At 67.8% G+C, this 26643-nt stretch carries 27 protein-coding genes; 23 read left to right on the plus strand and 4 right to left on the minus strand.

From position 1 onward, the window contains the following. Window positions 1-18 precede the first annotated feature (18 nt). Window positions 19-492: a 30S ribosome-binding factor RbfA gene (rbfA, locus tag NNX35_RS14395; RefSeq protein ID WP_255767174.1), complete on the plus strand. Its 474-nt coding sequence runs from the start codon at window positions 19-21 to the stop codon at window positions 490-492. Window positions 493-571: 79 nt separating this feature from the next. Here rbfA and NNX35_RS14400 read toward each other — a convergent pair whose 3' ends face one another. After that, window positions 572-1717, minus strand: a complete 1146-nt coding sequence (locus NNX35_RS14400) for a pyridoxal phosphate-dependent aminotransferase (protein ID WP_255868109.1) — start codon at window positions 1715-1717, stop codon at window positions 572-574. A gap of 76 nt (window positions 1718-1793) precedes the next feature. On the opposite strand from NNX35_RS14400, the gene truB reads away from it, so the two are divergent. The 8 genes from truB (at window position 1794) to NNX35_RS14440 (ending at window position 9734) form a co-directional block, all read left to right on the plus strand. Further along, window positions 1794-2702 (plus strand): tRNA pseudouridine(55) synthase TruB, encoded by a 909-nt coding sequence (gene truB / locus NNX35_RS14405; protein ID WP_255863361.1) that lies wholly within the window; start codon window positions 1794-1796, stop codon window positions 2700-2702. Then, window positions 2703-3071 carry a hypothetical protein gene (locus tag NNX35_RS14410; protein WP_227924482.1) on the plus strand — a complete coding sequence of 123 codons (369 nt, stop codon included), beginning with the start codon at window positions 2703-2705 and terminating at the stop codon, window positions 3069-3071. After that, window positions 3068-3517 carry a hypothetical protein gene (locus NNX35_RS14415; protein WP_255868110.1) on the plus strand — a complete coding sequence of 150 codons (450 nt, stop codon included), beginning with the start codon at window positions 3068-3070 and terminating at the stop codon, window positions 3515-3517. The genes NNX35_RS14410 and NNX35_RS14415 overlap by 4 nt, the downstream gene beginning before the upstream one ends. Before the next feature lie 83 nt (window positions 3518-3600). Continuing rightward, a complete protein-coding gene (locus tag NNX35_RS14420) occupies window positions 3601-4278 on the plus strand; it encodes a DUF4345 domain-containing protein (RefSeq protein WP_255868111.1) in 678 nt (225 codons plus the stop codon). A gap of 106 nt (window positions 4279-4384) precedes the next feature. Further along, a complete protein-coding gene (locus NNX35_RS14425) occupies window positions 4385-5368 on the plus strand; it encodes a bifunctional riboflavin kinase/FAD synthetase (protein ID WP_255863359.1) in 984 nt (327 codons plus the stop codon). 132 nt (window positions 5369-5500) lie between these two features. Further along, on the plus strand, window positions 5501-5770 hold the full coding sequence (gene rpsO / locus NNX35_RS14430; protein WP_146363312.1) for a 30S ribosomal protein S15: 270 nt from the start codon (window positions 5501-5503) through the stop codon (window positions 5768-5770). A gap of 337 nt (window positions 5771-6107) precedes the next feature. Beyond that, window positions 6108-8333 carry a polyribonucleotide nucleotidyltransferase gene (locus tag NNX35_RS14435; RefSeq protein WP_227924486.1) on the plus strand — a complete coding sequence of 742 codons (2226 nt, stop codon included), beginning with the start codon at window positions 6108-6110 and terminating at the stop codon, window positions 8331-8333. Continuing rightward, window positions 8334-9734, plus strand: coding sequence for a M16 family metallopeptidase (locus NNX35_RS14440; RefSeq protein ID WP_370647079.1), 1401 nt, complete (start codon window positions 8334-8336; stop codon window positions 9732-9734). 80 nt (window positions 9735-9814) lie between these two features. Here NNX35_RS14440 and NNX35_RS14445 read toward each other — a convergent pair whose 3' ends face one another. Together NNX35_RS14445 and moaA are read right to left on the minus strand one after the other, a co-directional pair. After that, window positions 9815-10075 (minus strand): MoaD/ThiS family protein, encoded by a 261-nt coding sequence (locus NNX35_RS14445; RefSeq protein ID WP_227924487.1) that lies wholly within the window; start codon window positions 10073-10075, stop codon window positions 9815-9817. Next, window positions 10076-11248 (minus strand): GTP 3',8-cyclase MoaA, encoded by a 1173-nt coding sequence (moaA, locus tag NNX35_RS14450; protein WP_370647081.1) that lies wholly within the window; start codon window positions 11246-11248, stop codon window positions 10076-10078. It abuts the gene before it with no gap. Window positions 11249-11286: 38 nt separating this feature from the next. Here moaA and modA point away from each other — a divergent pair, with 38 nt between their 5' ends. The 9 genes from modA to NNX35_RS14495 are packed head-to-tail and all read left to right on the plus strand — an operon-like array spanning window position 11287 to window position 18576. Beyond that, entirely contained in the window at window positions 11287-12078 is a 792-nt protein-coding gene (modA, locus tag NNX35_RS14455; RefSeq protein ID WP_255767184.1) for a molybdate ABC transporter substrate-binding protein, read from the plus strand. Next, on the plus strand, window positions 12068-12919 hold the full coding sequence (modB, locus tag NNX35_RS14460; protein WP_255863355.1) for a molybdate ABC transporter permease subunit: 852 nt from the start codon (window positions 12068-12070) through the stop codon (window positions 12917-12919). Before modA ends, modB begins: the two co-directional genes overlap by 11 nt. Further along, window positions 12916-14487 carry a molybdopterin-dependent oxidoreductase gene (locus NNX35_RS14465; protein ID WP_255868112.1) on the plus strand — a complete coding sequence of 524 codons (1572 nt, stop codon included), beginning with the start codon at window positions 12916-12918 and terminating at the stop codon, window positions 14485-14487. Before modB ends, NNX35_RS14465 begins: the two co-directional genes overlap by 4 nt. Window positions 14488-14536: 49 nt before the next feature. Next, entirely contained in the window at window positions 14537-15850 is a 1314-nt protein-coding gene (gene glp / locus NNX35_RS14470) for a gephyrin-like molybdotransferase Glp (protein ID WP_255868113.1), read from the plus strand. 46 nt (window positions 15851-15896) lie between these two features. Continuing rightward, complete coding sequence (gene moaC / locus NNX35_RS14475) at window positions 15897-16391, plus strand: cyclic pyranopterin monophosphate synthase MoaC (protein WP_255868114.1); 495 nt, start codon at window positions 15897-15899, stop codon at window positions 16389-16391. Beyond that, on the plus strand, window positions 16388-16879 hold the full coding sequence (locus NNX35_RS14480) for a MogA/MoaB family molybdenum cofactor biosynthesis protein (protein ID WP_255868116.1): 492 nt from the start codon (window positions 16388-16390) through the stop codon (window positions 16877-16879). The genes moaC and NNX35_RS14480 overlap by 4 nt, the downstream gene beginning before the upstream one ends. After that, window positions 16869-17306 carry a molybdenum cofactor biosynthesis protein MoaE gene (locus NNX35_RS14485; protein ID WP_255767189.1) on the plus strand — a complete coding sequence of 146 codons (438 nt, stop codon included), beginning with the start codon at window positions 16869-16871 and terminating at the stop codon, window positions 17304-17306. The genes NNX35_RS14480 and NNX35_RS14485 overlap by 11 nt, the downstream gene beginning before the upstream one ends. Window positions 17307-17323: 17 nt before the next feature. Continuing rightward, the gene (gene dapB, locus NNX35_RS14490) at window positions 17324-18082 is read left to right on the plus strand and encodes a 4-hydroxy-tetrahydrodipicolinate reductase (RefSeq protein WP_255868117.1); all 759 of its coding nucleotides are present in this window, start codon (window positions 17324-17326) and stop codon (window positions 18080-18082) included. Window positions 18083-18090: 8 nt separating this feature from the next. Continuing rightward, window positions 18091-18576: a hypothetical protein gene (locus NNX35_RS14495; RefSeq protein WP_255767191.1), complete on the plus strand. Its 486-nt coding sequence runs from the start codon at window positions 18091-18093 to the stop codon at window positions 18574-18576. On the opposite strand, the gene NNX35_RS14500 is transcribed toward NNX35_RS14495, so the two are convergent. Continuing rightward, window positions 18573-19760 carry a heparan-alpha-glucosaminide N-acetyltransferase domain-containing protein gene (locus tag NNX35_RS14500; protein WP_255868118.1) on the minus strand — a complete coding sequence of 396 codons (1188 nt, stop codon included), beginning with the start codon at window positions 19758-19760 and terminating at the stop codon, window positions 18573-18575. The genes NNX35_RS14495 and NNX35_RS14500 overlap by 4 nt on opposite strands. 89 nt (window positions 19761-19849) lie before the next feature. On the opposite strand from NNX35_RS14500, the gene dapA reads away from it, so the two are divergent. From dapA to NNX35_RS14525, 5 genes are all read left to right on the plus strand, one after another. Further along, complete coding sequence (gene dapA, locus NNX35_RS14505; RefSeq protein ID WP_255868119.1) at window positions 19850-20767, plus strand: 4-hydroxy-tetrahydrodipicolinate synthase; 918 nt, start codon at window positions 19850-19852, stop codon at window positions 20765-20767. A 6-nt stretch (window positions 20768-20773) separates the two neighbouring features. Continuing rightward, on the plus strand, window positions 20774-22483 hold the full coding sequence (locus NNX35_RS14510; protein ID WP_255868120.1) for a ribonuclease J: 1710 nt from the start codon (window positions 20774-20776) through the stop codon (window positions 22481-22483). Between the two features lie 96 nt (window positions 22484-22579). Beyond that, complete coding sequence (locus NNX35_RS14515; protein ID WP_255868121.1) at window positions 22580-25471, plus strand: DNA translocase FtsK; 2892 nt, start codon at window positions 22580-22582, stop codon at window positions 25469-25471. 20 nt (window positions 25472-25491) lie between these two features. Continuing rightward, window positions 25492-26082, plus strand: coding sequence for a CDP-diacylglycerol--glycerol-3-phosphate 3-phosphatidyltransferase (pgsA, locus tag NNX35_RS14520; RefSeq protein ID WP_227934579.1), 591 nt, complete (start codon window positions 25492-25494; stop codon window positions 26080-26082). Then, complete coding sequence (locus tag NNX35_RS14525) at window positions 26079-26567, plus strand: CinA family protein (protein ID WP_255767197.1); 489 nt, start codon at window positions 26079-26081, stop codon at window positions 26565-26567. Before pgsA ends, NNX35_RS14525 begins: the two co-directional genes overlap by 4 nt. Window positions 26568-26643: the final 76 nt, after the last annotated feature.

The raw sequence follows: 26643 nt of genomic DNA on the forward strand, positions 1-26643 counted from the left end.
TCTTAGTAAGGAGAGGTAATGGCAGATCCAGCACGCGCTGCGAAACTCGCTGACCGTATCAAGGTAGTAGTTGCCCAGGCGCTCGAGCGGCGGATCAAGGATCCCCGGCTGGGATTCGTGACCATCACCGATGCACGGGTCACCAATGATCTGCAGCACGCCACTTTGTACTACACGGTCTTCGGCGACGAAGAGCAGCAGGCAGATACCAAGGCAGCCCTGGAATCCGCACGCGGAATCCTGCGCGCCGAGGTGGGCAAGAACATCACTGTCCGCCTGACCCCCACGCTTGAATTCGTTGCCGACGAGATCCCGGTTAACGCCGGCCACCTCGAGGAACTGATCCGGGCAGCCAAGCAGCGCGACGCCGAACTGGCAGCGCTCAAGGAAGGTGCCAGCTACGCAGGCGACGCCGATCCGTACCGCAAGGACGAAGAGGACTTCGACGAAGACCTCGAATCCGATGCTCCGGTCGACTCGGACGCGAAGTAGGTCCTAGACCCTCAAAAAGGGAGCGGTTCCGTTTTACGGGGCCGCTCCCTTTTTGCTGCCCAACCTGCCTTACGCAGCCTCAGGGCTCCGGCAGCCGGCTCACGCCTTCCAGCAGCTCCGCGCGGTCCCCGCACAGCGCAATCCTGATCCAGCCCTCGCCGATGGATCCGAACGCAGTACCCGGGGCTACGGCGACGCCGTGCTCGTGCAGGAAGCGGAGGGCCCAGTCCCGGACGTTTCCTCCGGTCGCATGGGAGACGTCCGCCCAGAGGTAGAAGGCGCCGTGTGCCTCGAGATACCGGATTCCCTTCCCGGCAAGGACGGAGCAGGCGGCATCCCGGTTGGCCCGGTAATGCGCGGAGGCCATGTCTACGTAGTCCTGCGGCCCGGTGAGTGCGGCCAGGGCCGCATACTGCGAGGGGGATGCCACACAGGACACGATGGACTCCATGACCGTGCTCAGGACCGGTTCCAGTCCCTCGGGCAGCACCAGCGCACCGATGCGCAGGCCGGTCAGGCCGTAGGTCTTGGACAGGGTGAGGGAAGTGATCACGCGTTCCCCGGCGTCGCCGTCGAACGCCAGGGGGCTCACATGCGGCACATCGAAGGTGAACGCCTCGTAACACTCGTCCGAAAGAATCCACAGGTCGTGCCGCCGCGCCAGCTCCACCAGCGCACGGGTCAGTTCCCCGCTGAACACGGCCCCCAGCGGGTTGGACGGGGAATTCAGCAGCAGCACCCGCGTGCGCGGCGTGAGCAGGGCTTCGATGTCTTCGATCCTCGGCTGGAACCCGTGCTCCGGATACAGGGGATACGCCACCGGCACTGCGTGCAGGAGTTCGGCGGTCATCGCGAACGTCGGGTATCCCGGGTTCGGCACCAGGATCTCGTCTCCGGCGTCCAGGAGCAGGCTCATGGCCAAATGCAGGCCCTGCTGCGCCCCCGACGTAACGAAGACGCGCTCAGCGCTGATCTCTTTCCCGCAGGCGGCACCCGCATGCCGGGCGAAGGCAGAGCGCAGGGGAGCGATCCCCGCATTGGGGGTGTAACCGGTTTCATCCCGGTCCAGCGTGGCCCGGGCGGCGTCGAGGATATGCCCCGGGGTGGGGAAGCCGGGCTCGCCGATGCTCAGGACAATCGCATCCGGCTTCGCCCAGGCGGCCTGGGTGATTTGGCGGATCTGGTTGGCCGGGACTTTCCGGACATGGGGTGAGAGCTGTGCCATATCCGAATGCTATCGCCGCCTGCGGGCGGCAGCGGTGCGGAACGGACGCCGGTCGCCGCAACATATACTGAAAGGCGTGAATTCAGGGCAGGTCCGTTCAGGACTGATTATTGTGGACAAGCCGCAGGGATGGACGAGCCATGACGTGGTCGGACGCCTGCGGAGGCTGGCGGGCACCCGGAAGGTCGGACACGCGGGCACCCTGGATCCGATGGCCACCGGCGTGCTGGTGGTCGGCATCAACAAGGCCACGCGCCTGCTGACCTACATTGTCGGCACCACCAAGACCTACGAAGCGACCATCCGGCTCGGCCAGTCGACCGTCACGGACGACGCCGAGGGCGAAGTCACGGCCGAAACCATTGCCGCCGCCGTGACGGACGAGGAAATCCGGGCTGCGGTGGCGAACCTGACGGGTGACATCCAGCAGGTCCCCAGCAGCGTCAGCGCGATCAAGGTCAACGGGGAACGTTCCTACGCAAAGGTCCGCGCCGGCGGCGAAGTGAACCTGCCCGCGCGGCCGGTTACCGTCTCCCGGTTCGAGGTCCACGCCATCCGGCGCGAGAACGGCGGGCGGCTGCGTGACGTCGACGTCACCGTCGACTGCTCCTCCGGCACCTACATCCGCGCCCTCGCCCGTGACCTCGGTGCCGCGCTCGGCGTCGGCGGGCACCTGACCGCGCTGCGCCGCACGTGCGTGGGACCGTTCAGCCTGGACCAGGCCTCCACCCTCGAGGAACTGGCCGAGGACCTGCGGGTCCTGGACCTCGACGACGCCGCCGCCGACCTCTTCCCGGTACGCCGCCTGTCCGCGGCCGAAGCCGAGGACCTCTCGCACGGCCGCCGGATCAGCGCCACCGGCACCGGACAGCCGGGACCGGTCGCGGCCATCGATCCGGACGGCCGGGCGGTGGGACTGCTCGAGGACAAGGGTGAGCAGGCGAAGGCACTGCTGGTCTTCACACCCGGAAACGAGAAGGCGTAAATGGACCCGCTGTTCCTCGTCGGTTCCCTCGTCTGCCTGGTGTCCGTGGTGCTGTGCATCGGTGCCGCCGTCCTGAAGCAGGGACCAAACGACCTCACCATCCTGTCTGCGGCCGCCGTCGAACTCTTCCTGCTGGTCTACGGCGCCGCTTCCCTGATCCGCCTCGCCGGAGGGGAAGGGATCGCCGGCGAAGCCTGGGAGTTCTGGGGCTATCTGCTGACCGCGCTGGTCATCCCGGTCGGTGCGGTCTGGTGGTCGCTCCTGGACCGCAGCCGCTGGAGCAACATCGTGCTTTCCGCCGTGGGAATCACCGTATTTGTCATGCTGTTCCGGATGGAACAGATCTGGGACGGAGCAACACTTCTATGAACCGCAGCATAAATCCCGACGACGCCGAGTCGGCGGACATGTCCGCTCCGGCGGCCCGCAACGCTGGACCCGGCCGCCTGCTGGTAGCCGTTTACGCGATTTTCGCGCTGGCGGCGTCGGCCCGCGCTGCGTTCCAGATCCTCACCAAGTTCGAGCATGCGCCGCTGGCCTACCTGCTGTCCGCTTTTGCCGCCGTGGTCTACATCGTGGCGACCGTCGGCCTGGCCCGCTCCGGCGCCACGGCCTATCGGATCTCAGTGGCGGCAGTGGGCGTGGAAATGCTCGGGGTGCTGGCCGTCGGCGTCTTCGGCCTGATCGATCCGGCCGCACTGCCCGAGGACACGGTCTGGTCCGGCTTCGGCAGCGGTTACGGGTATGTGCCGCTGATCCTGCCGATGATCGGGTTGTGGTGGCTTTACCGGCACCGCGCAGACGCGCGCCGATGAAATAAGTATGCTTACCTAATTCGCGCGGGTGCGTGAGACGATGGCAGGAACAACTTCAGTTCCAACTCCGTCAAAGGGGAGCCATGAGCAACGCAGCGCCGACACCGGGCGACCGGAACAGCCCCACGGGCACGGACGGCCCGGGAAACCAGGCACCGAAGGCGCCGGGGACATCGACGCCGGGGACATCGACGCCGGGGACATCAACACCGGGCGTGCCCGCGTCTGACGCCTCGACCCGCCGGGAGCGGTCCGGCAAGCCGGGCAGGGCAGCAAAGCAGCCCAAGGCTGCCAAGCCCTACAAGAGCAGTGATGACTGGGGTGTTTTCCGCGCCGTCGTCATCGGGGTGGGCATTCTCGTGGCCGGCTTCGGCCTCTATAACCTCATCACCGGCACGGCAGGCCTGCCGGACAGTTCCGGGGGAGAGGTCGATCCGACCCTCGAGAGCCAGTACCGGTTCTTCGCCGCCATGATGGTGGGCGTAGGTGCGGCGTTCGTGGCCATTGCCGTGAAATTCCAGTGGGCGAACATGCTCTGGCTCGTCTGCCTGATGGTGTTCCTGGGCGGCATCGGCCGGGTGCTTTCCTGGGCCTTCTCCGGAACCCCGCATTTCACCTTCATTGTGTTGATGATCGTTGAGCTGGCCTTCCCGCCGGCGCTGCTGGTCTGGCACCGGTTCATCGCCAAGACCTCCGACCTGCGCCGCGAATACAGCCAGCAGGCCGGAGGAGATGCCGGGATTGCGGGCGGTTCCCGGTAATCGGCGCAGATCGGACATAATGGATAGGTCCCGGCGCGGCGAAAGCCGCCCGGAAACCTGGACCAGCCGTTCGACCGGCGCTGGAAAATGCTGTTAAGGAGCCTGTGTGTACTACTGGAATGACCTGGCGGAAATACCCGCCGATATTGGTCCGACAGTAATCACCATCGGCAACTTCGACGGGGTGCACCTGGGCCACCAGCATGTGCTCAACCGCCTGGTCAAGGTGGCCCGCGCCCAGGATGCCGCCGCCGTCGCCATCTCCTTTGATCCCCATCCGGCGCAGGTGCACCGGCCCGAGAGCGCACCCGAACTGATCATGGGCCTCGTGGACCGGGTGCAGGCGCTGGCGGATACCGGGCTGGACGGCCTGCTGATGATGCATTACACGCTGGATCTGGCGTCCCTGACCGCCGAGGAATTTGTCCGCACGGTTCTGGTCGAGGCGCTCCATGTCAAGACAGTCGTCATCGGCCACGACGTCCGCTTCGGACGGGGCAATGCAGGAGACCTGGACACCATGCGCGGACTCGGCCGCGAGCTTGGGTTCGACGTGGAAGCGGTGGAGGATTTCGGTGCCCTTCCGGACGGACCGGACTCCGGCCGGCGCTGTTCCTCCACCTGGATCCGCGAGGCACTGCGGGAAGGTGATGTCCGCACCGCTGCCCGCCTGCTGGGACGCACCCACCGGATGCGCGGCGAAGTGGTGCACGGGGCGGCACGCGGCCGTGAACTGGGTTTCCCCACCGCCAACCTCGCCCCGGAATCCTCAGGCCTTATCCCCGCCGACGGCATCTACGCCGGCTGGCTGGTGGACGAGGCCGGCGCCCGGTGGCCCGCCGCCGTGTCGGTGGGATCCAATCCCACCTTCGAGGGTGTGAGCCGCCAGGTGGAAGCCCACGTCATCGACCGTCCGGCCGAAGAGGTGGAGGACTTCAACCTGTACGGCCAGCACGTGGTGGTGGAATTCGTGGACCGGCTGCGGGGCATGGTGGCATACACCGGGCCCGACGCGCTGGTCGCCCAGATGCGACTCGACGTCGAACGCACCCGCGAGGTCCTTTCGACAGAAAGCGGCCCGGGCAGGTAAACTGGTTTCAAATTCGGCTGCGGTCCGTGGCGGCTGAATTTCTTTATGTTCCGGGGCTGACGCCCCAGGGCAGGAAGATTCCCGGCAGCGAAGTGCTGACTCGGGCCTCACGGCACAACTCTAGGAGTTACATTGGCACTCGATCCCGCCGTCAAGCAGGAGATCATTCGGGAATTCGCTCGCGCTGAAGGGGACACCGGTTCCCCCGAGGTTCAGGTTGCTGTGCTTTCACGGCGCATCCTCGACCTGACCGAGCACCTGAAGACCCACAAGCATGACCACCACACCCGCCGCGGCCTGATGGCCCTGGTTGGTCGTCGTCGTCGCATGCTTAGCTACCTGCGCGAGACCGACATCGCCCGCTACCGTGCGCTCATTGAGCGTCTCGGCCTGCGTCGATAGTCTTTGTGAAAGGCGGCACCTGTGCACTGCACGGGGAGCCGCCTTTTGCGCAGGCAGGCATGGACACCGGGAAAGCCGGAAGCGCACCTGTCTGATTCCGGTCCCCCTCGAAGGGGACCGGCGAAGGTAGTTCAGCTGTAAAAGAAGCACCAGCAAACATCACAGGAGTCAGCCAGCATCGCAGCATTCGCGGTCCTCGGTAGTGGTCTCCGGGAGAATCTGCCCGAGGACCTCGATCGAAGACCGGGTGTTGAACGTGCGGCCCGTGCCGCGCGGAAAGAAGTTCGATACGGTGCTGGGTGCCTCCGCCCACAGAAGAAACGGAGGTGACTCTCATATGGAGGGTCCCGAAATTCAGTTCTCAGAAGCCGTTATTGACAACGGCAAGTACGGCAAGCGCGTCATCCGGTTCGAAACCGGGCGCCTTGCCCAGCAGGCAGCCGGTTCGGCGATGGTCTACATTGACGAAGACACCGCCCTGCTCTCGGCCACGTCCGCCGGCAAGTCCCCGCGTGAAGGTTTCGACTTCTTCCCGCTGACCGTGGACGTCGAGGAGCGTATGTACGCTGCCGGCCGCATCCCGGGCTCGTTCTTCCGCCGCGAAGGCCGTCCGTCCACCGAAGCCATCCTGGCCTGCCGCCTGATGGACCGCCCGCTGCGCCCCGCATTCGTCAAGGGCCTGCGCAACGAGGTCCAGATTGTGGTCACCGTCCTGGCGATCAACCCGGACGTTCTCTACGACGTGGTTGCGATCAACGCTTCCTCCATGTCCACCCAGCTGAGCGGCCTGCCGTTCTCCGGTCCGATCGGCGGCGTCCGCGTTGCCCTGGTCGACGGCCAGTGGGTTGCCTTCCCGAAGCACTCCGAGCTGGAGCGCGCCGTGTTCTCCATGGTGGTAGCCGGCCGCATTGCCGGTGACGACGTCGCCATCATGATGGTGGAAGCCGAAGCCACCGACAACGCCTGGAACCTCATCAAGGAAGAGGGCGCCACCGCCCCGACCGAAGAGGTTGTTGCAGAAGGCCTAGAAGCGGCGAAGCCGTTCATCAAGGTCCTGTGCGATGCCCAGTCGGACCTGGCTGCCCGCGCCGCCAAGCCCACTGTCGAGTTCCCGATCTTCCTGGATTACCAGGATGACGTGTACGAGGCCGTTGAAGCCGCTGCCGGCGAGAAGCTGGCCAAGGTCTTCTCGATCGCCGACAAGCAGGAGCGCGACGCTGCCGCCGACGAGCTGAAGAACGAAGTCAAGGCCGCACTGGCTGAGAAGTTCGAAGGCCGCGAAGGCGAAGTCTCCGCTGCTTTCCGTTCCGTCACCAAGCAGGTTGTGCGCCAGCGCATCCTCAAGGAGCAGGTCCGCATCGACGGCCGCGGCCTGACGGACATCCGCCAGCTCACCGCCGAGGTAGAGGTTCTGCCCCGCGTGCACGGTTCGGCCATCTTCGAGCGCGGCGAAACCCAGATCATGGGTGTCACCACGCTGAACATGCTGAAGATGGAACAGCAGATCGACTCGCTGTCGCCGGTAACGCGCAAGCGCTACATGCACAACTACAACTTCCCGCCGTACTCCACCGGTGAGACCGGCCGCGTGGGTTCGCCCAAGCGCCGCGAAATCGGCCACGGCGCACTTGCAGAGCGCGCCCTGATGCCGGTGCTGCCCACGCGTGAAGAATTCCCGTACGCCATCCGCCAGGTCTCCGAAGCCCTGAGCTCGAACGGTTCCACCTCCATGGGTTCGGTCTGCGCCTCGACGCTGTCCATGCTCAACGCCGGTGTGCCGCTGCGCGCTCCGGTGGCAGGCATCGCCATGGGCCTGGTCTCCGACCAGGTTGACGGCGAAACCCGCTACGCAGCCCTGACCGATATCCTCGGCGCCGAAGATGCCTTCGGCGACATGGACTTCAAGGTTGCCGGTACCTCCGAGTTCGTCACGGCCATCCAGCTGGACACCAAGCTCGACGGTATCCCCGCCTCCGTGCTGGCAGCAGCACTGAAGCAGGCCCGCGAAGCCCGCCTGCACATCCTCGACGTGATGCAGGCTGCGATCGACGCGCCGGACGAGCTCTCCGAGTTCGCCCCGCGCATCATCTCGGTCAAAATCCCCGTGGATAAGATCGGCGAGGTCATCGGCCCGAAGGGCAAGATGATCAACCAGATCCAGGAGGACACCGGCGCTGACATCTCCATTGAAGATGACGGCACCGTCCTCATCGGCGCAACCGACGGCGGCTCCGCCGAGGCTGCCCGCTCGGCGATTAACGCGATCGCCAACCCGCAGGTCCCCGAGATCGGCGAGCGTTACCTCGGCACGGTAGTCAAGACCACCACCTTCGGTGCTTTTGTCTCCCTGACCCCGGGCAAGGACGGCCTGCTGCACATCTCCGAGCTGCGTAAGCTGGCCGGCGGCAAGCGCGTGGACAACGTCGACGACGTCGTCTCCGTGGGCCAGAAGGTCCAGGTGGAAATCACCAAGATCGATGACCGCGGAAAGCTTTCGCTCTCCCCGGTGGTTGCCGAAGACGCCGAAGGCGAAGAAGCAGCAGAAACCGAGTCTGCAGAGTAAATGCCGGACTACTCCGATGGAAACCGTCCCGTGTCCCCTTCCTCACCGAAGGGGCACGGGACGGTTGTCCAGCTTCCGCTGACCACTCTTTCCTCCGACCCGACCCTGGTTGTCGGCACCCCGGGAGGCGCCGTCGTGCGCCGTTCGGTATTGCCCGGCGGCGTCCGGGTCCTGACGGAGGAAATGCCGGGCCAGCGCAGCACGGCCATCGGATTCTGGGTTGGTGTCGGCTCGCGGGATGAAGCCGCGGGCCGGCACGGCTCCACACACTTCCTTGAGCACCTGCTGTTCAAGGGCACCAGCCGCCGTTCGGCGCTGGATATCGCCTCGGCGTTTGACGAGGTGGGCGGCGAGTCCAATGCGGCCACCGCCAAGGAAAGCACCTGCTACTACGCACGGGTGCTGGATACCGATCTTCCGATGGCCATTGACGTCATTACCGACATGGTCACATCCGCCGTCCTGGATCCGGAGGAACTGGAACAGGAACGCGACGTCATCCTCGAAGAGATCGCCATGGACAATGACGATCCGGCCGATCTCTGCCACGAAAAGTTCTCCGAAGCGGTCCTCGGCGACCATGCCCTCGGCCGGCCCATCGGCGGCACGCCCGACGCTATCCGGAGCGTGTCCCGCGAAGCGGTCCTTGACCACTACCGGCGGTACTACCGTCCGGAGGAACTGGTGGTCACCGCTGCCGGGGGACTGGACCACGAGCAGGTCTGCGCACTCGTGCTGCAGGCGCTGCAGACCGCCGGCTGGGACCTGGACCCGGCGGCAACGCCCGCGCCGCGCCGGGACACCGCGCCGGCGTCGATCTCCGGCACCGCCGGAGTCCACGTCATCAACCGTCCGGTGGAGCAGGCCAACATCGTGATGGGCTGCCCCTCACTGACCGCCACGGATGACCGCCGCTTTGCCATGAGCGTGCTGAACACCATCCTCGGCGGGGGCATGTCCTCCCGTCTGTTCCAGGAGATCCGCGAGAAGCGCGGACTGGTGTACTCCACCTACTCCTTCTCTGCGTCGTACGCCGACGCCGGCTACTTCGGCATGTATGCGGGCTGCTCGCCTGCCAAAACCCGTCAGGTCATCGATTTGCTCGGCAGCGAGCTCGAGCGGCTGGCCGCCGACGGCGTTGAGCCGGCCGAGCTGGCCAAGGCACTAGGCCAGATCTCCGGCGGCATGGTGCTGGGCCTGGAGGACTCCGGCTCGCGCATGTCCCGCCTGGGCAGGGCCGAGCTGGTCAGCGGCGAGTTCATCGACATTGATGAGTCCCTGCGCCGGATCCATTCAGTCACCGCGGAACAGGTCCAGGAACTGGCCGTCGAACTGGCCGCCGCACCCCGCACCATCACCGTGGTGGGTCCGTTCGAATCAGCGGCCGAACTGGGCTTCTAGCCGTTATACGAAAGGCACACCCGAACCGCACCAAGCGGATCGGGTGTGCCTTTGCCGGTTAACCGCCGCGGGTGCTGCCTTTACCCGCCCGCGAAGGGCGGGAGGATGTCCACGACGTCCCCCGGCTGCAGCAGCAGGTCCGGGTTCCGGGCAGCCGTTTCATTGACCAGGAACGTGCTGCGCGCAATCACCGTACCGAGAGCGGGGATGCCTGCACCCGGTGACGGGTACCGGGCGGCAAGCTTTTCCGCCAGCTCGGCCAGCGTCAGCGGCCCTTCATCCAGGTGTTCTTCTTCCGTGCCGGCTGCTGCCTTCGCAGCGCCGAAGTATCTGATCAGCACTTAGCCGCCTATCGCACTCATGGTTCGTTCGGGCTGGACATAGTCGGAGTCGCCGAGCCCGGCATGGCCCATGCCGTGTGCCCTGGGCTTGCCCCACATGGCTTCCTGCCAGCGGCGGACGACGGCGTCGTCGTCCACACCGCTGCGCAGCAGCGCCAGCAGGTCCGTCTCATCGTGGGAAAACAGGCAGCTGCGGACCTTGCCCTCGGCCGTGATCCGGGTGCGGACACACTCGGCGCAGAAGGGTTCGGTGACGGAGGCAATGATGCCGACCGTCCCGACAACCGTTGCCGGGTCCGCGTGCCGGCGGACCTCCCAGCGCTGGGCCGGTGCGCCGTTGCGCTCCCGGGGGTCGGGCGTCAGGACGAAGTCACGTTCCAGCAGGGACCGCATCTCGGCGGCGGTGATCATTCCGTCCCGCGTCCAGCCGTGGTCCGCATCCAGGGGCATCTGCTCAATGAACCGCAGTTCGAAGCCGCGGCTGACCGCCCACTCCAGCAGGTCCGGTGCCTCGGCGTCGTTGATTCCCCGCATCAGCACGGCATTGATCTTGACCAGGCCCAGGCCCACCCGGGCGGCTTCCTCCACCCCGCGCAGCACCCGGTCCAGGAACGGGCGGCGGGTGAGCTGGGCAAAGGTATCCGGGTGGAGGGAATCCAGGGACACGTTGATACGGGTCAGGCCGGCGTCCTTGAGTGCCTGGGCTTTCTTGTCCAGGCCGAGCCCGTTGGTGGTCAGGGAAATCGGCAGCTCCGGGTGGTTGGCCCGGATACCGGCAACAATGTCCACCAGATCCGCACGCACCAGCGGTTCACCGCCGGTCAGGCGAAGCTCGCGCACGCCCAGCCGGTCGACGCCGAGCCGGACGAGGCGCACGATTTCGTCCCGGGCAAGTACCTTGTCCCGGGCCAGCCAGTCGAGCCCTTCGGCGGGCATGCAGTACGTGCAGCGCAGGTTGCATTTGTCCGTCAGCGACAGCCGCATGTCCGTGGCCCGGCGGCCGTGCCGGTCCAGCAGTCCGTCTGCCGGGGAAAGCGCCAGGGCAGACGCGGGGGAGGGCAGCGCCGACGCGGCAGCGGAGGAACCGCTGCCCGGTGCCGCGGCTTCCGCCGGGCTGATTTCTGGTGTACTGGGGGAAGGGCGTACTGCAGGCATTCCCAGCTGTGTTCCCATTCCTCGAGGTTACGCCCTTTGACAGTTAGGCTCTATAAATGCGCTTTGTTCCCCGGGGCCGCCGGACCCTGGCAGCGTGCGCCGTGACGGTTCTTGCAGCTTCCACAGCCGCGTGCACGTCCCCGGACTCCACCGGCGCCGCCGCGCGCAGCGGAGCCGGCATCACGGTTTTTGCGGCGTCCTCGCTCACCGACGTGGTCGGGCAGCTGAATGCGGCGTACGACGGCGGCGGGCGCCTGCGCGTCAACATCGGCTCCAGCAGCCAGCTTGTGGCGCAGCTGCAGTCCGGCGCCGAAGCGGACGTGGTGATTACGGCCGACCTCGAGGCACTCGACCCCCTGCGGACCGGGCTGGACCGGGAGACGGTGCTGGCCAGCAACAACCTGGTGCTGGCCCTGGCCGCGGACAACCCGGCCGGGATCCGAGTGTTACGCGATGTTGCGGGCGACGGCGTCCGGGCCGCCCTGTGTGCACCCTCGGTTCCGTGCGGGCGGGCAACCTCACGGGTCCTGGAGGCAGCCGGCGTAGCCGTTCCCGCACCGAGCCTGGAGGACAGCGTCCGCTCGGTGCTGACCAAGGTCGCCACCGGCCAGGCCGACGCCGGGTTTGTCTACCGGACCGATGCCCTGGCCGCAGCCGGGTCCGGCGTGACCTACCTGCCGCTGGAGGATCCCGCCCCTAACCGGTATCCGGCCGGACTGACCGCTGAAGGGGCCGGCAACGCCGATGCGGCAGCATTCTACGAATGGCTTACGGGCCCGGAAGCGGCAGCCATCCTCGCCGAGGCAGGGTTCGGCCCGGCGGACCCGGGGAGCAACGATGCCCCTTAGGACGCAGGAATTCCAAGCGGCACCGGGCTCCGCATCCGCCATGAGCCGGGAGGCACGCGCCACGACGCCCGCCTGGCTCTGGGTGCCGGCCGGCGTCGCGCTGCTCCTGTGCGCCGGACCGGTCGCGGCGCTGCTGCTGAATGTCCCCTGGACATCGCTGCCGGAACTGCTGGGCTCCGACGCGGCCCGCACCGCGCTGGGGCTCTCCCTGGCCACCTCGGCCTGCTCCACGCTGCTCTGCGTCCTGCTGGGCCTGCCGCTGGCCGTGCTGCTCAGCAAACTGGAGGGGCCATGGATCCAGCTGATGCGCGGAATCCTGCTGATCCCGCTGGTGCTCTCACCCGTTGTCTCCGGCATCGCCCTGCTGTATTTCTGGGGCCGGCAGGGGATAGCCGGGAAGCTGCTCGGCACCGTGGGACTGGACGTGGGGTACTCGCCGGCCGCCGTCGTTATTGTCCAGGTATTTGTTTCCCTGCCCTTCTTCGTGGTCGCGTCGCTGAACAGCCTGTCCGGCGTTGACCGGGACCTGGAAATGGCCGCCGCCACGTCCGGAGCAGGTCCCACCGCGATCCTGCGCCACATCACCTTGCCGCTGGCGCTGCCGGGCATCGTGGCGGGCACGTTGCTGGCCTTCGCCCGGTCACTGGGCGAATACGGAGCCACCATCACCTTCGCGGGAAGCATTGAAGGGAGCACCCGGACCCTGCCGCTGCAGATCGAACTGAGCCTGAACTCCAACCAGCCGCAGGCGGCCCTGGGCATCTGCCTGATGCTTATTGCCCTGTACCTGCTGGTCCTGCTGCTGGCCCGAATCGCCACCGGACGGCTGCTGCCGCGATGAGCACCCGGGGACGGCCCGCCCGGGGGTCCGCCGGAGGTCCGGAGCGGGCAAACCGGTGGTGGGCGGCGGCTGCAGGACTGGTCGCCGCGGGACTCGGCGTGGCTGCCGGGGAGCTGCTCGCCGCCATTGCCAGTCCGTCGCTGTCCCCGGTTTCCGCCGTCGGTTCGGTGGTCATCGATGCCGTCCCCGGCCCGGTCAAGGACGCCGCGATCAACCTCTTCGGGACGGCTGACAAGGCCGCGCTGCTGGTGGGGATGGGGCTGATCATCGGGCTTGCCGCCGTCGCTGCCGGGGTTCTGGAGCTGCGCCGTCCGCCGACGGGCGCCGCGGTGCTGGGGCTCTTCGGGGCAGCCGGGCTGGCGGCAGTACTTACCCGGCAGCAGTTCTCGCTGCTGGCCCTCCTGCCGCCGATAGCCGCTGCCGGCGTGGCCGTCCTGGTCCTGCGGGCGCTTACGGCGCGGATCCGGGACCTCGCCGCGGCGCAGACGAACGACGACGCCGCGGTGCGCCGCCGTACGGTGCTCACCTCGGTGGGCGGGGGCGCGGCGGTGGCCCTGCTCGGTGCCGCGCTGGCCGGGATAGCCCGCGGGGGACAGGTGGGCGTCACGGCCCTGCGCGAAACGGTCCGGCTGCCGGTGCCGTCCCGGCGTGCGGCAGCGATACCCGCCGGAGCCGAGCTCGCCGTCGACGGCCTGGCGCCGCTGGTGACACCCGCCGCCGATTTTTACCGGATAGACACGGCCCTGAGCGTGCCGCTGATCGACCCGGCGGACTGGCGGCTGCGGATCACCGGCATGGTGGACCGCGAAGTGGAACTGGGCTACGCGGAACTCCTCGCGGCGCCGCTGCAGGAAAGCTACGTCACCCTCGCCTGTGTTTCCAACGAGGTGGGCGGGAACCTGATCGGCAACGCCCGGTGGCTGGGGCTGCCGGTCCGGGACCTTTTGGCCCGGGCCGGGGTGCAGCCGGGCGCGGACATGGTGCTCTCCACCAGCCGGGATGGGTGGAGCGCTTCCACCCCTTTGGAGGCACTGACCGATGACCGGGACGCGCTGCTGGCCGTAGGCATGAACGGGGAACCGCTGCCGCTGGAACACGGTTTCCCCGTCCGGCTGGTTGTGCCCGGACTGTACGGATACGTGTCGGCGACCAAGTGGGTCACCGAGCTGCGGGTCACCCGGTTCGCGGATGAGACCGCCTACTGGACGGACCGGGGCTGGGGCGAGCGCGGCCCGGTCAAGCTCTCCTCCCGCATCGACGTTCCCGGCCGTACGCCGGTCTCCGCCGGCACGGTCACCGTGGCCGGCGTGGCGTGGGCGCAGCACACCGGCATCAGTGCCGTACAGGTGCGCGTGGACGACGGCGGCTGGCAGGACGCGGAGCTGGCTCCCGGGATCTCCGCGGATACGTGGCGGCAGTACCGGATCGCAGTGGAGCTGGCCCCGGGCGGGCACGACATCGCGGTCCGGGCCGTGGACGCGAACGGCGTCCGGCAGGCGGAAGAAAAACGGCCAGTGCTTCCCGACGGAGCCACCGGCCTGCATACAATTCGGGTGACGGTGCGCTGAGGCCTTTCCAGCCCTCGACTTCCTGCCCACCCATCTCCCAAGGAGGAACATGTCGGTAGAACCGGCTCCACAAGGTGTCCCGGCACCGGCATCCGCTGCACCGTCCGACGCCGCCGGACCCCGGCAGGCAGCGGCCCACCGGCAAGCCGTGGAGGACCTCCTGCGGACCTGGTTCCAGGCGCATCCGCCCGCCCACGAAACCGTGGCACTGAACGCCGCGGCCGGGCGGCTCCTTGCCGCCGAAGTGCGTGCACCGGGGAACCTGCCGCCCTTTACGAACTCGCAGATGGACGGTTACGCCGTCCGGGTTGCCGACCTCGCTGCCGCCGGGGACCTGCCGCCGGCCCCCGGCAGGGTCCACCTGGCCACGGCCGCACCCATCCCGGCCGGCTCGGCACCGCCGCCGCTGCTCCCCGGCACCGCCGCACCCGTGATGACCGGTGCCATGCTGCCCGAGGGTGCCGATGCCGTCGTTCCGATCGAGGCCTGCACGCCCGACACCTTCGTGCCCGCCGCGGAGCCCCCTGGCACTGTGGCGGTCCCCGCAGAGGTGCCCGCCGGGCAGTTTGTCCGCAGGGCAGGCAGCGATATTGCCGCAGGAACCCCGGCGCTGCCCGCCGGTGCCGTGCTGGGTCCGCTGCAGCTGGGCCTGCTCGCGGCACTCGGCCTGGACCGCGTCACCGTCCGGGCCCGGCCGCGGGTGCTGCTGCTGACCACCGGAGACGAAGTCATCGAACCGGGCCGGCCGCTCGGGCCGGGCCAGATCCACGACGCCAACACCACCCTGCTCCGCAGCTCGCTCGAGGAGGCGGGCGCGGAGGTACTCCGGTCCCGGATCCTGGCCGACTCCCCGCAGGAGTTCACCGACCGGCTCCGTGCCGACGTCGCCGCAGACGCCCCGGACCTGGTCCTCACCTCGGGCGGCATCAGCAAGGGAGCCTACGAGGTGGTGCGCCAGGGCCTCGCCTCGCAGGACGTGGCGTTCCTGTCCGTGGCCATGCAGCCCGGCGGTCCGCAGGGCATCGGCACGGTCGACGGCGTCCCGTTCCTCGGGTTCCCGGGCAACCCGGTCAGCTCGCTGGTCTCCTTCGAGATGTTCCTGCGTCCGGCCCTGACGGCCGTCACCGGCGCGCCGCGGCCTCGGGCGGAAGTGCCCGCCCGCCTCACCGCCCCGCTCGGCAGCCCCGCCGGCAAGCACCAGGTGCGCCGCGGCCGGTACACGGCCGGAACGGTGGAACCGGTGGGCGGACCCGGGTCCCACCTGGTCCATGCCCTGGCCTCCTCCAACGCCCTGATCTCCGTCCCCGTGGGGACGGAGCACCTCGAAGCCGGCGCAGAAGTGACAGTATTGCTACTGGAATAACCGCAACTGTGTCCCGCCCGGACGCCGTGCCCGAAAGGACCCTGCCGTGAGCGCCGAACCCGAAGACCTCCACCCCGCCGGCCTGACCCACGTCCGCGAGGACGGCTCCGCGCACATGGTGGATGTCTCCGCCAAGACCGAAACCACGCGCCAGGCCACGGCACAGGCCGTGCTGTGCAGCACCGCCGAGGTGGTACGCCTGATTGCCGACGGCGGGCTGCCGAAGGGCGACGCGCTGGCCGTGGCCCGGGTGGCCGGCATCATGGCCGCCAAGCAGACGTCCAACCTCATTCCGCTGTGCCATCCGCTGCCCCTGACGAAGGTCACCGTGGACTTCACCCCGCGGGAGGGCGACGTCGTCGTGGAAGCCACCGTGAAGACCAAGGCACTCACCGGCGTCGAAATGGAAGCGCTGACCGCCGCCTCCGTGGCCGCACTGACGCTCTACGACATGATCAAGGCCGTCGACAAACATGCCCGCATCACCGACATCATGGTGCGGGCCAAGTCCGGCGGCAAAAGCGGAGACTGGGCGTTGTGAGCACTCCGTCATCCCGCCGCACCGCAGGGGTACTGATTGCCTCCACCCGCGCCGCCGCCGGCACCTACCAGGATGAATGCGGCCCGCTGATTGCCGACTGGCTGTATGCCCTGGGCTATGACATTGTGCTGGCCGAAGTGGTGCCCGACGGCGTGGAGGTCGCCGCGTCGCTGCAGTGCATCCTCGCCCTCGAACCTTCGGTCCTGCTCACCAGCGGAGGCACCGGGCTCAGCCCGGACGACGTCACCCCCGAGTCCACCGAGCCCCTGCTGGACCGGCACGTGCCCGGAGTCATGGAAGCCATCCGTGCCAAGGGGCTGGCCTCGACGCCGATGGCCGCCATCAGCCGCGGGTTCGCCGGCACCGCCGGCCGCACCTTTGTGGTCAACCTGCCCGGTTCCCCGGCCGCGGTGGCGGACGGGCTGGCCGTACTGGAACCGATCATCGGCCATATCTGCGGCCAGTTGGAAGGAAAGCGTGAACACTAGCGAAGTTGTCCGTGCCACCGTCTCCGCCGAGCCGCTGAGCAGCACCGAGGCCGAACAGAACGCGTGGTCGCCGGACTGCGGCGCCGTGGTCCTCTTCAGCGGCATCGTCCGCAACCACGACGACGGCAAGTCCGTCACGGCACTTGCCTACAGCGCGCACCCCACGGCACAGTCCGTGCTGGGCGAGGTGGCCGCCGGAATTGCGGCGAAGTACGACGGCGTCCGGATCTGGGTGGCCCACCGCACCGGGGACCTGGACATCGGTGACGCCGCCCTGGTGGCTGCCGTCGCCTCGGCCCATCGAGGCACCGCGTTTGCGGCCTGCTCCGAGCTCGTGGACACGGTCAAGGCGAACGTGCCCATCTGGAAGGAGCAGGGCTTCACGGACGGCAGCACCGAGTGGGTGGGCGTCAGCGACCGGCCCTGACCGGTAATCTGGAGCCTATGAGCGAAAAACTTGCCGTAGCGGTCCTCGGGGCCGCAGGCCGCATGGGGTCCGAGGCCGTTGCCGCCGTCGAGGCCGCCGAAGACATGGAACTCGTTGCAGCGCTGGGCCGTACCGACCCGCTGGAAACCCTCGTCTCGGCCGGTGCCCGGTACGTAGTGGACCTGACCGTGCCGGACAGCACCGAGGCCAACGTCCGCTTCGCCGTCGAGCACGGCATGCACGCCGTGGTCGGCACCACCGGATGGGATGCCGAGCGGCTGGGCCGCCTGGCGGAGCTGCTGGAAACGTCCCCCGCTACCGGTGTGCTCATCGCGCCGAACTTCGCCCTCGGCTCCGTGCTGGCCTCGGCCTTCGCCGCCAAGGCCGCCCGCTACTTCGAATCGGTGGAACTGATTGAGCTGCACCACCCGGACAAGGTGGACGCCCCCTCGGGAACGGCCGTACGCACCGCGCAGCTGATCGCCGCCGCACGCGCCGAGGCCGCTGCGGCTCCCTCTCCGGATGCCACAACCAAGGCACTGCCGGGAGCGCGCGGCGCGGAGGTGGACGGAGTGCACGTGCATTCCGTGCGGCTGCGCGGGCTGGTGGCCCACCAGGAAGTGCTCCTGGGCGGGCCGGGCGAGCAGCTGACCATCCGGCATGATTCCTTCGACCGCGCCTCCTTCATGCCCGGTGTCCTGCTGGGCCTGCGGCAGGTCGCCGGCCATCCCGGACTGACCGTCGGACTTGACGGCTACCTCAACCTGAACGACTAAGGAACACGTTGTCTTTCTTCACCGGCCTTTTCTCCAACCGCGCCAAGCTCGGCGTGGCCCTGGTGACCCTGCTGCTCTTCTTCTACCTGTGGGTCTCGGCGCAGCGCGGCTGGCTGCTGCTCACTTCTGACGAAATTTCGGCCAAACTGATGGGCCTTGCCTACCTGGTGCTGCCGGTGGTCGGCGCGTGGGCGCTCATCCGCGAGCTGATGTTCGGCAACCGGACGGAGCAGATGGCCCGGATCCTGGCCGAGGAAGGCCGGCTGCCGGTGGATGACCTGCCGCGTACGCCTGCCGGACGGATTGTGCGGGAAGCCGCGGACGCCCAGTTCCCCGTGTACAAGGCCGAGACCGAGGCCGCGCCGGAGGATTGGCGCAGCTGGTTCCGGCTGTCCTGCGCCTACGACGCCGCCGGGGACCGCACGCGCGCCCGGCGCACCATGCGGCAGGCCGGCAGGCTCTATGCGGGAACCCGGAACCAGCCCGGAGCCTAGCGCTTCTGCCGGGCCGGGGCCGCGGTCCGGCCGCCCTTGCCGCGGGCCAGCCGGGAGGCGCCCGAGGTGACCAGTTCCAGCGGGCCGCGTGCGTCGATGCGTTGGAACAGGACGGCCAACACCACCAGGATCGCCGCTTGGATCCAGTACACCGGCATCGGTTCCAGGGGCGGGCTCTGCTGGTCCACCATGGTCATCACCCACACGTGCAGGCTGTACAGGGTGAGGGTCATGGCGCCGGCCGCGGAGAGGGGCAGCAGGAGGTTCGGCCGGGCACGCGTCAGGAGCAGGCAGGCGCCCAGCACGGCGGCTGCGGTGCCGGCGGTGTGCAGCATGTCCAGGCTGGTGTTGGAATGCGGTCCTGCCAACGCGAGCCACCACCAGGAACCGGTCTGCTCCACCGAACTGAGATTGACCTCCAGCATCCGTGCCAGCGGCCACTGCTGCCCGGACTCGGTGGCCCGGAGGGCATCAAAACCGCCCAGCTCACCAAGCAGGTAATAGGAGGTCAACTTTGCGGTCACGGCGGCAAACACCCCGCCCGTGAGCAGTCCCACCTGAACCGGCAGGCTGGTCAACGCCAGCCGCCCGATCACCAGCCCCAGCAGGATATAGCTCAGCCACTGCAGCACCGGGTAGAACCCCGTGACGAAGACATCCGCTGCCAGCGCGGCGGGGGAGAGGAACGCCTCCCAGGTGATGTTTCCACCGATATCCGACGGCGAGAGGTTCCGCAGCAGCCAGTCCCGCGCCACGTAGGCAAGCACCGGGGACAGGAGCAGCCAGGCCCCGGCCCAGACGGCCAGCCGGCGAAGCGGCATACCCAGGAACGGCAGCGCCAGCAGGAACAGGACGGCGTAATGGAAGAGGATGACGGCGATGGTGGTTTCCAGTCCGCCCAGGGTCAGGCCCACTAGGGCGATGATGAGTGCCCGCACCGCAATCCCGCGCCGGTCCCGGTTCACTGCCTTCGCCTCATGGGGTTCGCTGCCGCCGGTCAGCAGCGCCAGCCCGACGCCGGCAACCACCGCGAACAAGGCCGAGGAACGTCCGGAGAACACCAGCCCGGTCAGGCTGGGATCGCCGGTTTCCTGGTTGTAGAGCGGCAGCACGTGCGTGGCGATCATGCCCAGCAGGGCGATACCGCGGGCAGCATCGATGCCGGTCAGGCGGCGTTGGTTCATGCACAGAATCGTCTCACAGGCCGCCGGGCCGGCTGCCGCTTCCACATACTGTTGCCCCATTGCGGTGCGTAACGGGTAACGTTTCACCCATGGATTTCCAAAACAGCACGCTTCCTTTCGGCACCCTCGTCACCGCCATGGTGACCCCGTTCACCGAGGACGGGGAAGTGGACTTCGACGCCACTGCCTACCTGGCGAACAAGCTCGTCGAAGACGGCTGCGACGGCCTGGTGGTATCCGGCACCACCGGTGAAACCTCCACGCTGGAAGACAGCGAGAAGGAAGACCTGTTCCGCGTGGTCGCCCAGACCGTGGGCGGCCGTGCCAAGGTCATTGCCGGCACCGGCACCAACCACACGTCCCACTCGGTGGAGATGGCCCGCCGTGCCGAGCGTGCCGGCGTCGACGGCCAGCTGGTGGTCACCCCGTACTACAACAAGCCCACGCAGGCCGGCGTGGTGGCGCACTTCGACGCCGTCACCGCAGCCACCGACCTGCCGGTCATGGTGTACGACATTCCCGGCCGCGCCGGCATTGCCCTGAGCACCTCCACTATCTTCCGGCTGGCCGAGAACCCCCGGATCCTGGCGCTGAAGGACGCGAAGGCGGACTTCGCCGGCATCACCCGCGTGCTGGCCAACACCACGCTGGACGTTTACGCCGGCGACGACGGGCTGACCCTGCCGTGGATGGCCGCCGGTGCCGTCGGCGTCGTCAGCGTGTCCGCGCACGTGGCCACCGCGCAGTTCCGCGCCCTGGTCGACGCCGCCGCAGCCGGGGATTTCGCCACTGCCCGCCGCATCCACTTCGAACTGGATCCGGTGGTCCGTGCCGTAATGACCCACATTCCGGGCACCGTTTCGACGAAGCAGATCCTGGCGATGCAGAAGGTCATTCCCACTGCAGCGGTCCGGTTGCCGCTGGTGGCCCCCGACGCCGTCGAGATGGAAGCCATCCTGACCGACCTGGCAGAAGCCGGCATGGACTTCTCCCGGACCGAGGCGTAAGCAATCATGAGCGAAACTGCCGAAACTGCCGAAACCGCCGGACCCGGCCTGTTGACCCCGCCGCCGCTGGAGGCGGAAACCCTGAGGATCGTCGCGCTGGGCGGCCTGGGGGAGATCGGCCGGAACATGGCCGTCTTCGAAATCGACGGCAAGCTGCTCATCGTGGACTGCGGTGTCCTCTTCCCCGAGGAAACCCAGCCCGGTGTGGACCTCATCCTGCCGGACTTCTCCTACATCGAGGACCGCCTGGATGACGTGGTCGGCGTGGTGCTCACCCACGGCCACGAGGACCACATCGGCGCGGTGCCGTACCTGCTGCGGCTGAAGAACGATATTCCCCTGATCGGTTCGCAGCTGACGCTGGCGCTGGTGGAAGCGAAGCTGCAGGAACACCGCATCAAGCCGTTCTCCCTGACGGTCACCGAGGGGCAGATCGAGCAGCTCGGCCCGTTCGAATGCGAATTCGTGGCGGTCAACCACTCCATCCCCGACGCGCTGGCTGTGTTCATCCGCACCGCTGCCGGCACGGTGCTGCACACCGGCGACTTCAAAATGGACCAGCTGCCCCTGGACGGCCGGATCACGGACCTGCGCGCCTTCGCCCGGCTGGGTGAAGAGGGCGTGGACCTGTTCATGGCTGACTCCACCAACGCCGACGTCCCCGGGTTCACCACCGCCGAACGCGAAATCGGCCCGGTCCTGCAGGAACTGTTCGGCAAAGTGGACAAGCGCATCATTGTCGCTTCCTTCTCCTCCCACATCCACCGCGTCCAGCAGGTCCTCGACGCTGCCGCCGCGGACAACCGCTTCGTCTGCTTTGTCGGACGGTCCATGGTGCGCAATATGGCGATCGCCGAGAAACTCGGTTACCTCCACGTGCCCGAAGGCATCCTGGTCGACCTGAAGAACGTCGACGAGCTGCCGGACAACAAGGTGGTGCTGATGTCCACCGGATCCCAGGGCGAGCCCATGGCGGCCCTGTCCCGGATGGCGAACGGCGACCACCGGATCCGCATCGGCAAGGGCGACACCGTCATCCTCGCCTCATCCCTGATTCCCGGCAACGAAAACGCCGTGTTCCGCGTGATCAACGGGCTTATGCGGCTGGGTGCCGACGTCGTACACAAGGGCAACGCGAAAATCCACGTCTCCGGGCACGCAGCCGCCGGTGAACTGCTCTACTGCTACAACATCCTGCGGCCGAAGAACGCCATGCCGGTGCACGGCGAGACCCGGCACCTCATCGCCAACGGACGCCTGGCCGCTGCCACCGGTGTCCCGGAGCAGAACATCATCCTGGCCGACGACGGCACGGTGGTGGACCTGCGCGACGGCAAGGCCCGCGTGGTGGGGGAAGTGGAGTGCGGCTTCGTCTACGTGGACGGGTCCAGCGTCGGAGCGATCACCGACACCGACCTGAAGGACCGGCGGATCCTCAGCGAGGAAGGCTTCATCTCCATCATTTCCGTGGTGAACCGCAGTACCGGCACCATCGTCTCCGGCCCGGAAATCCACGCGCGCGGCTTTGCCGAGGGTGACGCGGTCTTCGACGAGATCATTCCCAAGATCAGTGCGGCCCTGGAAGAAGCGGTGCGCTCCAACACCGACCACACCACCTACCAGCTGCAGCAGGTGGTCCGGCGGGTCGTGGGGACCTGGGTCAACCGCCGGCTGCGGCGCCGTCCCATGATCGTGCCGGTAGTGGTCGAGGCCTAGTCCGGGCCGTGGTACAGGGTGGGCAAGTAGCCCGAAAACCGTTCCCGGCCGCGTAAATTCAGGGTATCCGGGGCCCCATCGGGTAGCGTGGCTCGTATGGCGACTCGTACTTCCCCTGCCGCACGCAGCGGTGCCTCCGGCCGGACCACGGCCCGGAGCGCCGGCGGCAGCTCAAGCAAGACATCAGGCAAGTCCAGCGCGCGCGGCGGATCCGGAGGCCGGGGGACCTCTGCGTCGCGCCAGGCGCCCCCGGACCAGCTGCCGCTGCCGCTGCGCGCGGTGGAGAGCGCCTGGATGGGCATCTCCCGCATCGCAGGGGCCGGCGTCCGCAAGCTCGGCGCCGATGTATCTCCCGAGCGCGAAATCCGCCGCGACGGGACCGGATTCTTCCTGATCCTGCTTGCCCTCGCCGTCGCCACCGTCGAGTGGTGGGCCCTGCGCGGTCCCGTTGCCGACGTGATCCACGCCGGCGCGGCCGGAACATTCGGCTGGATGGCCGTGGTGCTGCCCTTTATGCTCACCGCCGGCGCAGTCCGCCTGTTCCGCTACCCGGAGCGGCACCGAGCCAACAGCAGGATCAGTATCGGCCTCGTGATCATGCTGCTCGCCGGCTCCGGCATCACGCACATTGCGGGCGGCCTGCCCGCACTGTCGGACGGGTTCGACCGGCTCTGGGCCTCCGGCGGCATCGTCGGCTTCCTCGTCGCCGGGCCGTTGTCCGCCGCCCTGACTCAATGGCCGGTGCTGGTCCTCCTTTCGCTGCTGGTGTTCGTGAGTGTCCTGATCATCACGGCCACGCCGTTCCGCCATATTCCGCTGCGCCTGCGGGCAATGTATGAACACCTCATGGGCCAGGACCTGGACCCCGATGATCCTGAAGCGCACGACCAGAGCTACCTCTACGGCACGCCTAAGCCGGAAAAGGTCCGCAAGCCGCGCAAGAGCCGCCGCGAAAAGGAAGCCGAGGCCGCTGCCGCGCAGGACGGTTTCGCCGGCGACGAAGCATTTGAACGCGCGCTGCTGCAGGACGAGGAAGATGAAGCAGCAGCCGCTGCCGCGGCCGCGCCGGCAGTACCCCCGGGAGTCCGGCGTCCCACGCAGTCCGAACTGGCCACGCAGAAGATCCGCCGCAACCAGGGCCTGCCCGTCGACGGCGGCATGGACACCGCCGAGCCGCCCACCGAGGCCATCAGCACCGTTCCCGGCGCCACCGAAGTCCTGAACCTGGCCGCCGTTCCGCCCGTAGCACCCGTGCCGTCCCGGCCGGTCCAGCCGGTCCCGCCGAACACACCCATCCCGCAGCGCACCGAGCAGCTGCAGCTCTCCGGCGACATCACCTATACGCTGCCGCCGTCGGACTTCCTGCCCCCGGGACCGCCGGCGAAGGAGCGCTCCGAAGCCAACGACGCCGTCGTTGCCGCACTGACGCACACGCTCGAGCAGTTCAACGTGGACGCGAAGGTCACCGGATTCTCCCGCGGCCCGACAGTCACCCGCTACGAGATCGAACTCGGCGAAGGCACCAAGGTGGAACGCGTCACCGCGCTGTCCAAGAACATTGCCTACGCCGTGGCGAGCTCCGACGTACGCATCCTGTCGCCCATTCCGGGTAAATCCGCCATCGGCATCGAAATCCCCAATGCGGACAAGGAAGTTGTTGCCCTGGGCGATGTCCTGCGGTCCAACTCCGCCCGGAAGACCGAGCACCCCATGGTCATGGGTGTGGGCAAGGACGTCGAAGGCGGCTTCGTAGTGGCCAACCTGGCCAAGATGCCCCACCTGCTGGTGGCCGGAGCCACCGGTGCCGGTAAGTCCTCCTTCGTGAACTCGATGATCACGTCCATCCTGATGCGCTCCACGCCGGATGAAGTCCGCATGGTGATGGTGGACCCCAAGCGTGTGGAGCTGACTGCCTACGAAGGCGTGCCGCACCTGATCACCCCGATCATTACCAACCCGAAGAAAGCCGCTGAAGCGCTGCAGTGGGTGGTCCGCGAAATGGACACCCGCTACGACGACCTCGCAAACTTCGGCTTCAAGCACATCGACGATTTCAACAAGGCCGTCCGCAACGGCAAGGTGGTGCCCCCGGCCGGATCCAAGCGGGTCATCCGGGCCTACCCGTACCTGCTGGTGATCGTGGACGAGCTCGCCGACCTCATGATGGTCGCCCCGCGGGACGTCGAAGACTCCATCGTGCGCATCACCCAGCTTGCCCGCGCCGCCGGCATCCACCTGGTGCTGGCCACGCAGCGGCCGTCCGTCGACGTCGTGACCGGCCTGATCAAGGCGAACGTCCCCTCCCGCATGGCGTTCGCCACCTCCTCGGTCACCGACTCCCGCGTGGTGCTGGACCAGCCCGGCGCGGAAAAGCTCCTGGGCCAGGGCGATGCCCTGTTCCTGCCGATGGGATCCAACAAACCCATCCGTGTGCAGGGAGCCTGGGTTACCGAGTCCGAGATCCACCGGGTCGTTGAGCACGTCAAGGGCCAGCTGCAGGCCGTCTACCGCGAAGACGTCGCCGTCACGGCACCGAAGAAGCAGATCGACGACGACATCGGAGACGACCTCGACGTCCTGCTGCAGGCGACCGAACTGGTGGTGACCACGCAGTTCGGTTCCACCTCCATGCTCCAGCGCAAGCTGCGCGTGGGCTTCGCGAAGGCCGGCCGGCTCATGGACCTGCTGGAGTCCCGCGGCGTGGTGGGACCGTCCGAGGGTTCCAAGGCCCGCGACGTGCTGGTGAAGCCCGATGACCTGGCCGCCACCCTCGCTGCCATCAGCGGCGGCGAAGCTCCGGCGCCGTCCGGGGGAGCCGGAGCCGCGGCGCTGGCGGAGAACGCCAATGCCAACCACGGCTTCGACCCTGCCGGGCCGGTGGACCTGGTTGCCGCGGACCTGGAGGGCAGGCCGCAGGCGAGCGACTACCACGACGACGCGGAGGACCCGGACGGTTCCGAAGATGCCTGGAACCTCACCGGCCGGTGAATCTTCGCTACGCTGAAGGCGTGAGCAATTCTCCTACCGATAGGGTTCCGACCCTCAATATCGCCAATGCCCTGACGGTGGCGCGGATCCTGATGGTTCCGCTCTTTATCTGGTTCCTGGCGTCCGACGACGGCCGTGACGGCCTGTTCCGTTGGCTCGCCGTGGCAACCTTCGCCGTCGCCATTTACACCGACAAGCTCGACGGCGATATTGCCCGCAGCCGCGGGCTGATCACCGACTTCGGCAAGATTGCCGATCCGATTGCCGACAAGCTGCTGATCGGTTCGGCGCTGGTGATGCTTTCCCTGCTGGGCGAGCTGTGGTGGTGGGTCACCATCGTTATCCTCGTCCGCGAACTGGGCATCACGCTGATGCGCTTCGTTGTGATCCGGTACGGCGTTATGGCCGCCTCCCGGGGCGGCAAGCTCAAGACCGTGGTCCAGACCTTCGCCATCTTCGTGTTCCTGCTTCCGCTGACCGCGTGGCTGGGTGCCTGGGCCTGGTGGATCGGAGCCGTCTTCATGGCTGCCGCGCTCGTCATAACAGTCGTTACCGGCGTCGATTACGTCCTGCAGGCCGTCAAGCTGCGCCGCGCCGGCAAGCGCGCATGAGCGACGCGCCTGCCGCCGTCCTGGCGGGCGAGGTTGTGGCCGTCGCCCGGGACACGGGGCGGACCGTCGCCACTGCAGAGTCGCTCACCGCGGGCATGCTCTGCGCCGAGCTGGGGTCGGTCCCCGGTGCCTCGGCGGTTTTGCAGGGCGGCGTGGTTGCGTATCAAAATGGAATCAAGCTGTCCGTCCTCGGGGTTCCGGCCGAGCTCCTGGCCCAAGCCGGATCCGTCGACGGTAGGGTGGCGGAGCACATGGCGGCCGGGGCGCGGCGGGTTCTTGGCGCCGACGTCGGGGTATCCACCACCGGCGTCGCCGGACCTGATACACACGACGGCAAGCCGGTTGGTACCGTGTTCCTGGGGATCGCTACTTCCGAAGGGACCTCCTTCCGGGAGTTTCTGTTCGCGGGGGACCGTACGGCCATCCGAACGGCGGCATGCAGGGAAGCACTCGCCATGCTGGCGTCAGTGCTGGAAGACCGCTAGCGGGGCGGAAATCGGGAAGCTGCGCAGGCGGGAACAAAACCGGCAGGGCGTCAGTTGTTAGTATCAGGAACCGCCA

It is taken from the genome of Arthrobacter sp. zg-Y844 (genome assembly GCF_024385465.1).
Taxonomy (GTDB): domain Bacteria; phylum Actinomycetota; class Actinomycetes; order Actinomycetales; family Micrococcaceae; genus Arthrobacter_B.

Excerpts from the sequence above, each read along its gene's own strand:
- rbfA (WP_255767174.1), top strand. The coding sequence starts at position 19 with ATGGCAGATCCAGCACGCGCTGCGAAACTCGCTGACCGTATCAAGGTA.
- NNX35_RS14400 (WP_255868109.1), bottom strand. The coding sequence starts at position 1,717 with ATGGCACAGCTCTCACCCCATGTCCGGAAAGTCCCGGCCAACCAGATC.
- NNX35_RS14410 (WP_227924482.1), top strand. The coding sequence starts at position 2,703 with ATGGACCCGCTGTTCCTCGTCGGTTCCCTCGTCTGCCTGGTGTCCGTG.
- NNX35_RS14415 (WP_255868110.1), top strand. The coding sequence starts at position 3,068 with ATGAACCGCAGCATAAATCCCGACGACGCCGAGTCGGCGGACATGTCC.
- NNX35_RS14420 (WP_255868111.1), top strand. The coding sequence starts at position 3,601 with ATGAGCAACGCAGCGCCGACACCGGGCGACCGGAACAGCCCCACGGGC.
- NNX35_RS14435 (WP_227924486.1), top strand. The coding sequence starts at position 6,108 with ATGGAGGGTCCCGAAATTCAGTTCTCAGAAGCCGTTATTGACAACGGC.
- NNX35_RS14440 (WP_370647079.1), top strand. The coding sequence starts at position 8,334 with ATGCCGGACTACTCCGATGGAAACCGTCCCGTGTCCCCTTCCTCACCG.
- moaA (WP_370647081.1), bottom strand. The coding sequence starts at position 11,248 with ATGGGAACACAGCTGGGAATGCCTGCAGTACGCCCTTCCCCCAGTACA.
- modA (WP_255767184.1), top strand. The coding sequence starts at position 11,287 with ATGCGCTTTGTTCCCCGGGGCCGCCGGACCCTGGCAGCGTGCGCCGTG.
- modB (WP_255863355.1), top strand. The coding sequence starts at position 12,068 with ATGCCCCTTAGGACGCAGGAATTCCAAGCGGCACCGGGCTCCGCATCC.
- NNX35_RS14465 (WP_255868112.1), top strand. The coding sequence starts at position 12,916 with ATGAGCACCCGGGGACGGCCCGCCCGGGGGTCCGCCGGAGGTCCGGAG.
- glp (WP_255868113.1), top strand. The coding sequence starts at position 14,537 with ATGTCGGTAGAACCGGCTCCACAAGGTGTCCCGGCACCGGCATCCGCT.
- dapB (WP_255868117.1), top strand. The coding sequence starts at position 17,324 with ATGAGCGAAAAACTTGCCGTAGCGGTCCTCGGGGCCGCAGGCCGCATG.
- NNX35_RS14500 (WP_255868118.1), bottom strand. The coding sequence starts at position 19,760 with ATGAACCAACGCCGCCTGACCGGCATCGATGCTGCCCGCGGTATCGCC.
- dapA (WP_255868119.1), top strand. The coding sequence starts at position 19,850 with ATGGATTTCCAAAACAGCACGCTTCCTTTCGGCACCCTCGTCACCGCC.
- NNX35_RS14510 (WP_255868120.1), top strand. The coding sequence starts at position 20,774 with ATGAGCGAAACTGCCGAAACTGCCGAAACCGCCGGACCCGGCCTGTTG.
- NNX35_RS14515 (WP_255868121.1), top strand. The coding sequence starts at position 22,580 with ATGGCGACTCGTACTTCCCCTGCCGCACGCAGCGGTGCCTCCGGCCGG.
- NNX35_RS14525 (WP_255767197.1), top strand. The coding sequence starts at position 26,079 with ATGAGCGACGCGCCTGCCGCCGTCCTGGCGGGCGAGGTTGTGGCCGTC.